We start from the raw sequence: 13,419 nt of genomic DNA on the forward strand, positions 1-13,419 counted from the left end.
CCGCGCGACGGGCGCGTCAGCCCGCGGCGATGAGCTCGGCGCCCCGTTCGGCGATCGCGACGGTCGGCGCCTGCGTGTTGGCGGTGGGGATCGTCGGCATGACTGAGGCATCCGCGACCCACAGCCCCTCGAGGCCCCGTACCCGCAGCGCGGGGTCGACGACCGCGAGCTCGTCGGTCCCGATGCGGGCGGTGCCGACGCCGTGGAAGAAGCTGCCGACGTTCTCGCGCACGAACTGCACGCGTTCGGCGCGGTCCATCGACAGCGGCGGGGTCAGCGGCTCGGGATGCAGGTCGGCGTACGCGGGCCCCGCGACGAGCTCTTGCGCGACATCCATCGCCTCGACCATCGCGACGAGATCCTTCGGATCGGCGAGGTAGTTCGGCTGGAACTCGGTCGCCGCATCCGGATCGGCCGACCGCACCCGCACCCACCCGACCGAGCGAGAGCCGTAGAGCCCCGGCACAAGCGCGAACATGCGGTCGCCGCCGAGGTCGTAGCGGGCGTGCAGCGCCTCGTCGCCGCGCGAGCCGTGCGCGATGACGGTGTGCAGATCGGGTCCGCGCTCGGCGTAGGAGCTTTGCCAGTTGAGCATCGTGCCGCCGCCGTTGCCGATCACGGGGCCGAGCCCCTCGCGGGCGCGGAAGTTCACGCCCAGCACGAGCGGGTGGTCCTGGAAGTTCTCGCCGACACCGGGCAGGGCGTGGTGGGCACGGATGCCGGCCGCAGCCAGCCGCGCCGGATCCCCGATCCCCGACAGCTGCAGCAGGCGCGGGGTGTCCATGGCCCCGGCGGCCAGCACGATGCGGTCCGCCTCCGTGGTCACGGGCGCACCGGCCACGAGGTGCACGAGACCGGTCGCGCGGGTGCCCTCCAGCAGGATGCGGTGCACCGGCGAGTCGGTGAGCACATGCAGGTTCGGTCGTGACAGTGCGGGCTCGAGGTAGGCGCGGGCCGTGCTCCAGCGCTCGAACGACCCGTCCTCGTTCTCGATCGCGTTGTAGTCCGCGTACACCGCACCCTCGTTCGAGGCGGCATTCGCGTCATCCAGGACGGGGAGCCCCCGGTTGGCGGCGGCGGCGAGCAGCGCCGTCGCGATCGGGTGGACGCGGGTGAGCGGCGCGACCCGCATCGGGCCGTCGAGCCCGCGGTAGGCGGGGTCACCGCCGGGCCGGGCCTCGGAGCGGCGGAAGTAGGGGAGCAGGTCGTCGTAGCCCCAGCCGGTGGCACCGGCATCCGCCCACGCGTCGTAGTCGGCGCGGGCCCCGCGGTACCAGAGCATCGCGTTGGTCGACGAGCTGCCCCCGAGCACGCGGCCCCGGGGCATCGCGATCGACCGGCCCAGCACGTGCGGGGTGGGCGCCGACCGGTAGCCGTAGTCGTACGGGCCGCCGATGAGGGAGTCCCAGTGCGCGGCATCCAGGATCTCGCGCAGCTCCCGATGGTCGGGACCCGCCTCGATCAGCAGCACCCGTGCGTCGGGATTCTCGCTCAGGCGCGCGGCCAGCACGCAGCCGGCCGCGCCCGCCCCGACGATGACGATGTCGTAGCCGCCGCCCGGGGCCCGCACGACGCCCATCAGTTGTGCTCGCTGGGGCCCATGATCGTGATGCCCTCGAGCTCTTCGACGTGGCGGACGAAGATGTACTTGTCCTCACGCCCGTCCGAGTGCTTGCGCTTGATGCCGGGCTGCAGGATGCCGTCGGTCTTGGCCACGACGATGTAGGGCACGTCGCTTGCCAGCCCGACCTCGCAGTGCCCGTCGAACTCCTCGAGGGTCGTGGCCGTGTAGGCGTTGCGCACCCCGGCGCCGCGGGCGATCGCGGCGAGGTCGACGTTGCCCTTCGCGGTGTGGGTCGCCGGCCCGCCGATCGACTGGTACTGCTCGTTGTCCCACACGACGACGAAGAGGTTCTGCGGCTGCTCGTTGCCGAGGGTCGCGAGGATGCCGAGATTGAACAGCAGGCCGCCGTCGGTGTCGAGCGACACGATGCGGCGGTGGGGCAGCCCGACGGCGAGTCCGAACGCCTCGCCGGTGACGCACCCGAGTTGCTGCTGGAACAGGCTCGCCTCCCGCATGTGCGGGGCCGCGTTGTACCACTCGTCGACGGAACCGCCGAGGGACAGGATGACGAGGGCGTCGTCGCTCAGACGCGCACCCAGCAGCTGCATGGCTTCGAATCGGCTGTAGCTCATCGCACCAGCCCTCCTCCCAGGACGATGGCGGCGTGGTAATACGACGAGTAGGCGGTCTCATAGGCATCCACGACTGCCTGCTCGATCTCATCGACCTCCCGCACGATGCGGTACGGGGTGCGCAGGGCCGACAGCAGCGGCTCCATCGTGATGCCGTGCGGGATGGCCCACCAGTTGTTCTCGCCCAGCTCGCCCCGGTAGCTCATGATCATGACGACCGGGATGCCGGCGCCCAGGCCCAGGCGCGCGAGGTGCTCGGTCGCGGCGCGCAGTCCCGAGTTCTCCATGACGAGCACGGCGCGCTTGCCCGAGAGGAACACGCCCCCGGCGATCGCCGCGCCCTCGCCCTCGTTGGTGACAGGGATCGTACGGATGTCGGGATCGGCATCCAACGCGGGGTACAGCTCTTTGAGGAGCGAGTCGGGGAGGTAGGTCGCGACGCTCACGCCGGCTCGCTTGAGCCCGCGGATCACCGCCTCGACAGCATCGGCTTTCATACGTGGAGTCCTTCGTGGTGGGGGTGGCGTCTGGGTGGGGTGGTGCGTCTGCGGTTCCCCTTCGTTTGCCGCAACACGCCGTGCTCCGGTGGGTGCGCCGACGTCTTGCGGCAAGCGAAGGTGGGTTGTCGGGTCTGGGGTCTCTGTCGTTCCCGTTCGTTCCCCTTCACTTGCCGCAACACGCCGTGCGCCGGTGGGTGCGCCGACGATTTGCGGCAAATGAAGGTGGGTTGTCTGGTTTGGGGCCTCTGTCGTTCCCCTTCACTTGCCGCAACACGCCGTCGCCGGTAGGGCACGGTACGTTTTGGGGCAAACGAACGGGGGTCATGTCGTGGCGCTCGAGAGTCGGGCCCCGACGGATGCCTCGGCCGACGCATCCGCGGCGCTCGCGGTGAGGCCGTGCGCGCGGTGGGTGGGGGCAAGGCGCGGTGATCCGCTAACGCGCTCGCGCAGGGTCGCGCCCGAGGGACGCCCCGCGCGACCGCGCTCGATGAGAATCGGCAGCACGAGCTCGATGAACGCCTCGTACGACGCGGGTCCGCCGAAGGTCGGCTCGAGCATGAGGCCGTCCAGCCCCGATCCGTCCACAGTCGCGATGATCTCGTCGGCGACCTGCTCGGGCGAGCCGGTGATCTGGAAGCCCCGGATCGCCTTCGTCCGGAACTGGTCGAGCACCGCGCGCACCCGGATGTCGGGATCGGTTCGCGCGTACCGGTTGATGAGGGTCTGCCCGAGGTCGGTGTGCAGGTCGGCGACACGGGTGTCGGGGTCGAGGCCCGTGAGGTCGAGCCCCGTGATCCCGGCGAACATCACTGCCGCGTCATCCAGCCCCAGCACGTTCTCGTACTCTTCGCGCAGCGCCCGCGCCTCGGCCTCGGTCGGCGCGACGGTCACCGTCATGCCGCTGATGACCTTGACGTCTTCGGGCCGACGCCCCTGCCGCACGGCCTGCTCCCGGATGTCGGCGACATGCGCCGCCGCCGTCGCGATCGACTGCCCCTGGATGAAGACGGCTTCGGCGTTGCGGGCGGCGTACGCCCGGCCGCGGTCGCTCGTGCCGGCCTGGAACAGCACCGGCGTGCGCTGCGGCGTCGGAGGCACGGCGAAGATCCCGGCGGCCCGCTGATAGCGCCCCTCGACCTCCACACGGTGCAGCATGCTCGGATCGGCATACACTCCGCGCGCGCGGTCGCGGACCTCGGCATCCTCGTCCCAGGAGTGCTCCCAGAACCGTAGGCACGTGTCGAGGAACTCGTCGGCAGCGTCGTAGCGCTCATCGTGCGAGAGCTTCTGCGTCACGCCGAACAGCTCGTCGGTGGTGGCCTGCGACGAGCCGGTCACGACGTTCCAGCCGATGCGTCCGCCGGTGAGCCGGTCGAGGGTCGCGAAGCGGCGCGCGGTGCCGTAGGGCTTTTCGACGGTGGTCGGCGAGGTCACGACGAAAGCCAGGTCGCGGGTCGCGTGGGCGAGCGCCGGGATCGTGAGCATCGGGTCGAGCGCCGGGAACTGGATGCCGTGAGCGGCGACCTCGTCAGGCATCCGTCCCCCGAGGGTGGCGTAGCCGTAGGTGTCGGCGAAGAAGAGGAAATCGAAGCCCGCCTCGTCGAGGGTTCGTGCCAGGCCGAGCCAGTAGCCCAGGTCGTCCCAGTCGTCGCCGCGGCCGCGCGGGTCGGTCCAGGTCGGCATCCCGTTGTTGGGTGTCATCATCTCGAACGCACCCAACAGGATGCGCCTCGGGGAATCTGCGTTCACAGCACCATCACCACCGTCTTCGTCTCCAGATAGTTCTCGAGGCCCTGCGGCCCGTTCTCGTAGCCCCAGCCCGACTCCTTGTGCCCGCCCTTGGGGAGTTCGGGGCCGAGGAAGGAGTGGCAGTTGACCCACACCGTGCCGGCTTCGAGCTGCGCGGCGATGCGGTGGCCGTTACTGAGGCCCTCGGTCCAGACGCTCGCGGCCAGGCCGTAGGGGGAGTCGTTGGCCCACCCGACCACCTCGTCGAGGTCGTCGAACGGGGTGACGACGGCGACGGGACCGAAGATCTCTTCGCGCATGAGGCGCATCTGCGGGGTCACGTCGGTGAGCACGGTCGGCGTATAGAAGGTGTCGCCGTCACGGATGCCGCCGCTCACGACCCGCGCACCCTCGGCGCGGCCCTCGTCGACGTAGCCTGCGACCCGATCGGCCTGGGCCTTGCTGACGAGCGGCCCGAGGTCGGTATCCTCGGCGAGGCCGTGCCCGAGGTTCAGGCCGCTGCCGAAGTCGGCCATCCCGGCGAGGACGTCGTCGTAGACATCCCGGTGCGCGTAGATGCGGGCGCTGGCGACGCACACCTGGCCGCCGTTGTCGAAGATGCCGCGCGAGACGCCTTCGATTGCGGCGGGCAGGTCGGCGTCGGGCATGATGATCGACGGCGACTTGCCGCCGAGTTCCAGGGTGAGTCGGGCAAGGCGCGTGCCAGCCGACTGCACGAGGCGCTTGCCGACGGCGGTCGAGCCGGTGAAGGCGATCTTGTCGACATCCGGATGCTCCGCCAAAGCCTGTCCGGCCTCGTGACCGTACCCGGTGACGATGTTGAGCACCCCGGCGGGCAGGCCCGCCTCGAGCATGAGCTGGCCGAGGTAGATCGCGGTGAGGGGAGTGTTCTCGGCGGGCTTGAGCACGATCGTGCAGCCCGCGGCGAGGGCGGGGGCGAGCTTCATGGCCGTCATGATGAGCGGCGAGTTCCACGGCACGATCGCCCCGACGACGCCGACCGGTTCGCGGCGCGTGTAGGCGAAGACCTCTTTGCCGGGAGGAGTGCGCGACAGCGACGTCGGGATCGTGTCGCCGAGGATCTTCGTCGGCCAGCCCGCGTAGTAGCGGAACTGGTTGATCGCCGCCGGAACCTCCCCGAACCGCGAGGTGCGCAGCGACTTGCCCTGGTCGAGCGTCTCGAGCTGCGCGAGGTCGTCGAGGTGTTCGGTCAAGAGGTCGGCGATGCGCCACAGCAGCGCGCCGCGGTCGGCGGGTCGCATCGCCCGCCAGGCCGAGGAGCGCAGCGCGCCCTTCGCGGCGCGGACCGCTCTGTCGACATCCGGTGCTGTGCCGCGGGCAACCTCGGCGAGGGCGGATCCGGTGGCCGGGTCGATCGTGGTGAAGGTCGAGCCATCGGATGCCGGGAGCCAGTCGCCGTCGATCAGCAGCTCCGTGCGGCCCGACGCCAGAAACTCCTGCACGCGCGGGCGCAGGGTGAACTCGTCAGTTGTCGTCACACCGCGATGCTAGGAGGCAATCATTGATTGCTCATGGCTATCACGTTTCGCGGGTGTTTCGGTGGTCGCGCTGTACTCCTGTTGGCGCACCCTGTCCTCGCAAACTGAACGGGCTGGTCGTGCGGGCATTGCACGTGCGTGGAGTGTGCCGCGTCCTACTTTCGCTCGTCTTCGGCCCGCGAGGGGACCGGCTTTCGGACACGCTCGGTTGGTCCGAGTGCGTGACCATCTCCCCCTACATTGCCGAGCTCCGTGCGCGCGTCGGGCACGACCTGCTACTGCTTCCGACAATCACCGCGGTGATCAGAAACGGTGGGCGCGTTCTGCTCGCGCGTCAGCGCGACTCTGGCGTGGGGGTTTGGGTGATCGCGCTCCTTCGCGCCCCCGGTCGTCCATATCGCGCCCCCAGCCCGGTCGTGGCGGACGCGTTTTGGGGGCGCTTCGGGGGGCATCGCCTACGTGTCGCGGCGCCGGTCTCGACCAGCGTCCACCGGCCGGGTTGGGCTGGTTGGAGCTGTGAGGTCCTCCGCCTGTGGCCGGTCCTCGGGCAACGCGGAAGCCCCCGGTGCACCAGGGCCGGGGGCTTCGTTTGGTGTTGCTGACTCTGACTGTAGGGGGTGACATCGGAGGCCGGTCAAGTCGGTGGTGCGGCGCGTCAGATCGTACCAGCTCAGATCGGTAACAACGCTGATGCTTCCTCGCGGAACGTTTGCGTGGAGCCATCGTTGACGATCGGGTAGAGGGGTAGGACCTGGTAACTTTTGGTCGACGTATGAGAACTTGATCGCCGACTCAAGGAGATAGCGAAGCTCTCGGTACGCCGGGTTGTAGATCCCGCTGTCAGTGAGCTGCCAGATCGCGATGGCGGACTCGACGAACTCGTCCATCGCAGACTGAAGAAGCCAGCTCTCGGCATCCGGATAGCGGGTGAAGGCGTGGGCCGTGGTGCGAACAAGTTCGATGAAGTCGAAACAGAGCGCGATTACCTGCTGCTCCTCGCTCTTCCATCCATCAGTAGAACGCAGCGCGACGTGCGCATCTTGCAGATCGCTCATGGCCGACCGATAACGGGCGGCCAGGGATTCAAGCGGTTCGCGGGAGGGTGTCGTCTCGGCGGGCTGCGGGGCGCTATTCGGTACATCCACCATGCGAATGTAGCGTCGGGGCGAAGCGCGGCTATAGCCGAGCATCCACCGGGCGCACACACCGGTCTCGACTCGCGCCCGCCATCCCACGATGATGCACAAGTCAACGGTCGCGGCTCGTGCGAACACCACCGCAAAGAAGATGTACCAAGCAGTGATCATCGCAATCGCGAACGATGAGGAAGGGCAGCCGATCACCAAAGCCGAGGAAGATCGCGCCCGCGGTGAGAAATAGTGATTGCGTGGCGACCGATAGCTGTCGGTACGACTAGCGATTCGCCTCCGCGATCGGTAGCAGTACGTCGTCACCGATCGTCGGCTTGGTGGTCATAGGGCGAGGCTAACTCAAAGCGACGCGCGCTGAACGACCGGCTTGCGCGCGAGGGCCGAGGCTGACGGACAGCGCTCGACGCTCGCCCGCAATCGAGAGCACTGGCCTCAGGCCGTAGCAGGCCACAGCCACGTCGTGCTCGCCGCGCTCAGACGTCGAGGGTTGGCTGTCGAGATTGACGGGCTGTGGTCGAGAGCGTGAGGCGATAGGGCTTCATGATCCCCAGCGGCTTCCACATCGCGCCCACGAGGCGTTCGAGGGCGGCGTCGTAGCGGTCGTCGTCAGCCATCTCGGAGATCGCCGCGGACAGGTGTACGGCGACATCGCTCGGCCCGACGAGCGCCAAGAGCGTCGTCACCTCGACGCGCTCCACTTCCAACGCGCGCATGGCGCGGAATTTCTCGTCGCGACGGTTATCCTCGCCAAGCCGGTGACGCATGCGCTCTCGCATCTCGTCCCGTTCAGCGTCGTGCGAATCCGCCATGTCCCGTGCGATGAACTCCTCGATTACGTCGTCCACCGGATCGAAGCCGAGCCCTCGAATGTGCTCGATGAGGCGGAGCGCGCGCTGGTACGCGTCGAAGCGCTGCTCACGAATCCATCTGCGGTGCTCGCGCCGCCCCTGGATCCATGCACCGAGGAGCCCGCCGCCCAACGCGAGGAGCCCGCCGACGACAACGGGTACGAGCGCATCCATGGCGCGAGCCTAACCCGCATTGGTACTACTGAGTCCGTAGCACCGCACCCTCCGACGAGATCGAAGTCGATGCCAGTCAGGACCGTTTGGAAGTTGTATCGGCGCCGACGACACGAGTCTGGAGCAGTTGCTACTGATTCGCTGTCAGCCTGTCAGCCTGTCAGCCTGTCAGCCTGTCAGCCTGTCAGCCTGTCAGCCTGTCAGCCTGTCGGCACCGCGAGCAGTGGCAAACGGAGTGACCCCGATAGGGCCGCGCACGTTCGGGACTGCCTACCGGGACACGACCCCACAATGCCGATCTGGAAGACTGCTACTCCAGCCAGTGCGCTGCTGGGTCCCGCCTCCGGTTCGGCCCCGTTCGTGCATCGCACCATAGAGGATTCAGCCTCGACCTCAGGCGCGACCTCAGTGGTCCATGACCCTTTGGATGACGGGAATGACTGCCAGGTTGATCCGGCGCCCTTCATCATCGGCGGTCAGCAGGTAATCGACTTGCCGTGATGCCTCATGCGATGCCTTGGTCATCGCATGAGCAGGGTGCGCTGTCACCGCGGCGTGGAGCCGATCGATGGTCGCTGCGGGATCACGCGTGCGCACGAAAACGATGAGCGCACCCTTGCTGTCCCGCCAGACCAGGTATCGCAGCAACTGATCGACCGCATCGCCGGCTGCCTTGGTCCCTGACCAGATCTTGCACTCTGCCACAAAGACGTTGCGATCCTTCTCACGGATGAGGACGTCTGTCTTTCCAGCCCCGTTGAACAGCTCCCCGCCCGCCGCTCCTTGCCAATAGGCGTTCAGGTGGGCGAGTAAGAGGTCTCGCAGCTGTTCTTCTCCGAGGGCGGAGAGTGTGCCTGGTGTGCGCTCGAGGCTTCTCGCCCACGACTGGACCTGGTCGAGTATGTCTCGGTAAGTTGCTTCATCGAGTTCGGGTTCGGGAACGAATCGCGACTGAGTTCGTCGCTGTTCAAGCGACACATGCTTGCGGCGAGCGGGCACGGGAGCGACCTGGCGTCCCGTGGCCGAGAGTGGAATCGCGAGGGCTTCGCTAAGCGCGCGATCGTTCAAGATACGCTGCTTTCGTTCGCTGTAGTCGCGCTGAAGGGTCGCGCTCGCCTGACGTGCGAATGTGGCGAGATCGCCGTTCGCCCACTCCACCTGCTTCTCGACTCGCTCGCGGACCCGTGCGATTCGTGCCTGCACTAGGTGTGCGGATAGCTGACGTTCGACAACCTCGATCTGGAGTAGAGAGCCCGCCACGTCGGCATCCAGCGGACTCGGGATGTAGGTGGTGGCCCTCAGCGTGAGGAGCATCGGATCACCATCGATTGGTACGCGGATCCGGATGCGGCTCGCCGGTCGCGTATACTCACGATCTGGATAGAACTGATCCCTCACTTGGACTTGGGTTTCCTCGATCCCCGTCTGCGAAATTGCGTCCCAAGCCAAGGAGACGGGTCGCGGGAGATTGTCCCGAAGAAGACCGCCGAGGAGCAAGTCTTCGTTCTCCGAGAGCAAGTAGTCGGGGTCAAGCTGCGCAACGGCGGCTCGCGCCCTCTGGAGACAGTCGCCCAGATATTCATCGAGGCGGCGAGTGAAGTCGGGGTTGGCCACATCACCACCGTAGGGCGAGGCATGCACGCCGGTGGCCTGCCGCTCCGAAGGTTCGCCCGCAGCCGAGCTGGCTCAGTCAAACGTTCGCTACCCGTGGGCGGTTTGCTCTAGATCTCGGTGTCCTTTGTCGTCGACGACCGTGGTCGCGCTCGCGATCCGGAGTGTTGGTCGGCTCCTCGCTGCTAAAACCCGCGGATCGGATCAGTAGGGTGCGTGTGTGGACCTGATCACTACTTGGGCCGACACCGGCCCTGCATGGCTTGGCGGCATCGGCGGAGTGATCGCCGCCCTGATAGCGGGGTACGCGCTCTACCGTGCGATACGGTCCGAGGCACGTCATGTCGAGTGGCAACTGAGCAATGAGCCGAAGCCGGATGGGCGTCGCTCCGAGAACTGGCGGTTGATCAACGGCACCTCCGGCGTCCGCGCGCGCGTTCTCGGCTTCGAGAACACCACCGGTGACGGCCTGCAGGACGCGCTCCGAGGCGATTTGATACTGCCTGCCGTCGTCGAACCATCTGGGTGGTTGCCTTTCAATCACAGCCGGAGCCTGTCTAGCGGGTATCCCACCGTTATCCGAGTCACCTGGCAGGAGGGCCCATCTGGTAGGCGGTTTAGGCAACGGCGATTCAGCGCCATCTACTACCTCGACTGAGAACGCGATTGCTTCCGCGTTGTGCAAGCCAATTCACCCGTCAACGTCCTTCGGACGCAAGCGATCAGCGCGCACGCCAACGTCCCGCTTGCGTGCGATGCCCGATTGAGGACCTTCCAGCGGGCGGCGGTGCGTGTCCGAAGCCAAGGCGCTGCGCCGGGTCGTTGGACGCGCTGCCAGTCAGTGCGTTCCAAACATGTGATCCTCGGCCTGATCCCGCATGACATCGTCCATCCAGACTTCGAGTTCGTTGGCGCGGGATGCGGCGAGCTCCAGAAAGTCCCGCTGAGAACTCGAGTACTCCTCCCCGCGGAGATACGCGCCCATGAGTTCGATCCCCTCGGAAGTCAACTGTGTTGCTAGCACCGGCAGCGGTTCGTCCATCTGGAAGGGGTACTTCTCCTCCGTTCCGGAGGCGATGTCCACGGCGTTGTCGAGCAGTCGAACGAGTCCCAGCCGTTTGAGCACGCCGTTGCCCGCGCCTGGCACTGGTCGCCGGAGGCGCTCGCGGAACGCATCGCCGCCGCAGGCTTCGAGGTAATCGAGACGCACACTCGCTCGGTGCCGCAATCACCGCCGCGGTCGCACGGGGCCATTCTCGCGCGGCGAGTGACAGTCGCTGGTGAGAGGCGGCGCTAAGCATCCGGTCGATGCTCGATGGTGACGATCTCGATGAGGTGTCTCACTTGGCGCAGCCCGCGCGCGCTGCTCATCCGGACTGCTCGGACGTGCGTTGTCGAAGCCCGAGGTGCCGACCGGCTGTTGATTGACTAGCTGGTCAACCGCGGGGCTCTGGTGTCATCCGTCAAACTCCCACGGCTCCCGATACTGAGCGCCATCACCCAACGCATCCACAAGCTCTTGGGGACAGACGAGTCTGTCCTCGCCATAGTCATGGGAGCGGCTGTGATCCCACACGCTGCTAGCCACGAAGGTCACCGAAAGCCGGTAGCAGGTGTAAACGGACGACTGGGACGGCGCAAACCATCCGCCTGTGTCTGAGCTGCCGCCCGGACGGTGCCCGGAGGTCACGAACAGATCAAACCCCACGACCGGGTCATCGAACCTATCGGAGCTTTCGGACACGTTGTAGAAGACGGTCGCGCCGACGGCAGGATCGAGGAAGTCGGGACTCGAGACTCCATCCCAGTAGTCCGCAACACCCCCGAGCGACTCGATGAAGCTCTTCGGGCCAGATCCCGCGAGATCGCGGTCACCGATGACTTCGTAGACGACGTTCTCCTGCCGATCGAGCTGCAACCAGAGCCTGGAGTCGATTGGTGAGGGCGCGCATGCCGCGCATACTACGATCGCGCCGACGATCGTGGCGCTCGCGACCACCCGCCTCACATCAAGGAGCATCGGTCCCATTATCTGCGCATGTGAGGAAGGTCCGTCGCCATCAAAGACTGAACCGGAGTGACACATGCTGCCCGCGAGGTCGTGGATCCTTGTCTGCTCGTGGTTCGATCGCCGATGGCCTCGCAACTCGCGATGTCAAGTGGCACGTGAGCGCCGTCGGTCAGAGGTTCCGCAATGCGTCGCGCACCCTGCTGGCTGCTTCCTCGGGGGTAACGGCCGGGAGACATTGGTGGTCAAGCGATGCACTCCATTCGGCGGCCGATGGAAGGTGCGCGAAGGACACCTTGGAAGCTCTCGTGTACGGACCCCACCGCCCGAATACCTCGGATGCGGTCGCATCGATGTAGCCGGCCTCGGCGAGTGCCCAGAGATCGTAAAGGTCTCGTGGGGCTTCCCGGTCGTTCCACGAAGACAGCTTCGACGCGACGAACGCTGCGGGGGTGAGTACTCGTAGGCGCGCGGGTGGAGCGTCGCTGTAGCGCTGCTCGATATCGACGATCTCGGTGGGCCACTGCGGATAGCCCTCTGACGACAGCAACTGGATCTGCACGCGCACATCCCCTACCTGCATCACGGACGGATGCGGGTGTCTCGCCTCCCTCAGCCGCGGCGTGAACGTCACTGTGCCGAAGCTACGGCGCAGTTGACGGGCGACAGCCTCCTCGATCTCGTCGGCAATTGCTGACCTGTCGCCGAGTGCGATGAGGTCGATGTCCGCCGAAAGACGTAGTTCCGTGAGGTGTGTGCGCGAGAGCGCGGTGCCGCCGAAGAAGACGACGTCGTCGGTGCTCAGGCTGCTGATGGCGGCGAGCGCGTGTGAGATGACGTGGTCCCGGGCGACCTGTTCTGAGTCAACTCCGAACGTGGCCTCGATCTGCTCTCGTTCACCGTCATCGAGGACCCCGGGGACAGGCTTAGCCATTCGCCGTCTCCAGTCGCTTGCGCATGTCCCGTGCGCCGGCTGGCACGATACGAGCGCGCGCGACGATCTTGGCAAACTCATCTGGCTTGACCTGGGGCGTAAGGTTCTCAACGGCGCCCGCGACTTCTCGACCGAGTCCATCGCGATCCATGCGGCCCAGGAGGTCGAACAGGGTCTGCTCGGGTGTCGTGACGAGTCCCTCACCGAGTCCCGTGCGTTCCAGTACGAGCTCAAGGGCGTCCATGTTGCGAGGAACGAACTTGACGAGCCCACCTCCCTCAAGGGTGACGGGTGCGTAGCCGCGTCGAGGCACCGCAACCGTGGCGACGCCGATAGCCCGTGGGATGGCAGCCCAGTGGCGCGCGGCGCTGACTCCCATGAGGGCGACTTCTCTCGCGCCGAATCGCGCCGTCGCAAGCGCGAGAGCGGCCGCCTCCAACGGTGGCTTCCATGTCCGACCATCGCGGCCATCAGGAACCGCCGTGTAGACGCCATGAGCTAGCCGCACCAGCGCGCCCTGCTCGACCAGCCGGTCCGTTGTCCGCCAGGTGTTCCGTGCCAGCTCGGGGACCTCCTTCAGGCGCAGGGTGCGAAGCGGTGCCCGCGCGACAGCGCGCACGATGTCAACGTCCGCGGCCATACTTCCTCCTCTCCTCATCGGAAGTATACGCCGAGCGTCTATTTACGATGAGTAAATTGGTGACGCATCCACCCGCGGCAGGCGGAGGATCCTCGCGCCGGGCGTTGGA

The 13,419-nt window shown here is 66.8% G+C and carries 13 protein-coding genes; 1 reads left to right on the forward strand and 12 read right to left on the reverse strand.

Features of this window, described 5'->3' with window-relative positions:
* Positions 1-16: 16 nt before the first annotated feature.
* The 8 genes from AC3ENO_RS09435 to AC3ENO_RS09470 form a co-directional block, all read right to left on the reverse strand.
* Positions 17-1,579, reverse strand: coding sequence for a GMC family oxidoreductase (locus AC3ENO_RS09435; RefSeq protein ID WP_434970372.1), 1,563 nt, complete (start codon positions 1,577-1,579; stop codon positions 17-19).
* Positions 1,579-2,196 (reverse strand): thiamine pyrophosphate-dependent enzyme, encoded by a 618-nt coding sequence (locus AC3ENO_RS09440; protein ID WP_434970373.1) that lies wholly within the window; start codon positions 2,194-2,196, stop codon positions 1,579-1,581. The genes AC3ENO_RS09435 and AC3ENO_RS09440 overlap by 1 nt, the downstream gene beginning before the upstream one ends.
* Positions 2,193-2,693 carry a thiamine pyrophosphate-binding protein gene (locus tag AC3ENO_RS09445; protein WP_434970374.1) on the reverse strand — a complete coding sequence of 167 codons (501 nt, stop codon included), beginning with the start codon at positions 2,691-2,693 and terminating at the stop codon, positions 2,193-2,195. Before AC3ENO_RS09445 ends, AC3ENO_RS09440 begins: the two co-directional genes overlap by 4 nt.
* A gap of 324 nt (positions 2,694-3,017) precedes the next feature.
* On the reverse strand, positions 3,018-4,445 hold the full coding sequence (locus AC3ENO_RS09450) for an NtaA/DmoA family FMN-dependent monooxygenase (RefSeq protein WP_434970375.1): 1,428 nt from the start codon (positions 4,443-4,445) through the stop codon (positions 3,018-3,020).
* Positions 4,442-5,944 carry an aldehyde dehydrogenase family protein gene (locus tag AC3ENO_RS09455; RefSeq protein ID WP_434970376.1) on the reverse strand — a complete coding sequence of 501 codons (1,503 nt, stop codon included), beginning with the start codon at positions 5,942-5,944 and terminating at the stop codon, positions 4,442-4,444. The genes AC3ENO_RS09450 and AC3ENO_RS09455 overlap by 4 nt, the downstream gene beginning before the upstream one ends.
* Before the next feature lie 455 nt (positions 5,945-6,399).
* Entirely contained in the window at positions 6,400-7,251 is an 852-nt protein-coding gene (locus AC3ENO_RS09460) for a hypothetical protein (protein ID WP_434970377.1), read from the reverse strand.
* A gap of 317 nt (positions 7,252-7,568) precedes the next feature.
* Positions 7,569-8,117: a hypothetical protein gene (locus tag AC3ENO_RS09465; protein WP_434970378.1), complete on the reverse strand. Its 549-nt coding sequence runs from the start codon at positions 8,115-8,117 to the stop codon at positions 7,569-7,571.
* Between the two features lie 405 nt (positions 8,118-8,522).
* Entirely contained in the window at positions 8,523-9,731 is a 1,209-nt protein-coding gene (locus AC3ENO_RS09470) for a hypothetical protein (RefSeq protein WP_434970379.1), read from the reverse strand.
* A gap of 217 nt (positions 9,732-9,948) precedes the next feature.
* On the opposite strand from AC3ENO_RS09470, the gene AC3ENO_RS09475 reads away from it, so the two are divergent.
* Positions 9,949-10,386 carry a hypothetical protein gene (locus tag AC3ENO_RS09475; RefSeq protein ID WP_434970380.1) on the forward strand — a complete coding sequence of 146 codons (438 nt, stop codon included), beginning with the start codon at positions 9,949-9,951 and terminating at the stop codon, positions 10,384-10,386.
* A 180-nt stretch (positions 10,387-10,566) separates the two neighbouring features.
* Here AC3ENO_RS09475 and AC3ENO_RS09480 read toward each other — a convergent pair whose 3' ends face one another.
* The 4 genes from AC3ENO_RS09480 to AC3ENO_RS09495 all read right to left on the reverse strand — a co-directional run bounded on the left by AC3ENO_RS09480 (position 10,567) and on the right by AC3ENO_RS09495 (position 13,310).
* A complete protein-coding gene (locus tag AC3ENO_RS09480) occupies positions 10,567-10,938 on the reverse strand; it encodes a hypothetical protein (RefSeq protein ID WP_434970381.1) in 372 nt (123 codons plus the stop codon).
* Between the two features lie 246 nt (positions 10,939-11,184).
* A complete protein-coding gene (locus AC3ENO_RS09485) occupies positions 11,185-11,748 on the reverse strand; it encodes a hypothetical protein (protein ID WP_434970382.1) in 564 nt (187 codons plus the stop codon).
* Positions 11,749-11,908: 160 nt separating this feature from the next.
* Positions 11,909-12,670 carry a nucleotidyl transferase AbiEii/AbiGii toxin family protein gene (locus AC3ENO_RS09490; RefSeq protein ID WP_434970383.1) on the reverse strand — a complete coding sequence of 254 codons (762 nt, stop codon included), beginning with the start codon at positions 12,668-12,670 and terminating at the stop codon, positions 11,909-11,911.
* Positions 12,663-13,310, reverse strand: coding sequence for a type IV toxin-antitoxin system AbiEi family antitoxin (locus AC3ENO_RS09495; RefSeq protein ID WP_434970384.1), 648 nt, complete (start codon positions 13,308-13,310; stop codon positions 12,663-12,665). The genes AC3ENO_RS09490 and AC3ENO_RS09495 overlap by 8 nt, the downstream gene beginning before the upstream one ends.
* Between the last annotated feature and the right edge of the window lie 109 nt (positions 13,311-13,419).

Source organism: Microbacterium sp. bgisy207, assembly GCF_057706855.1.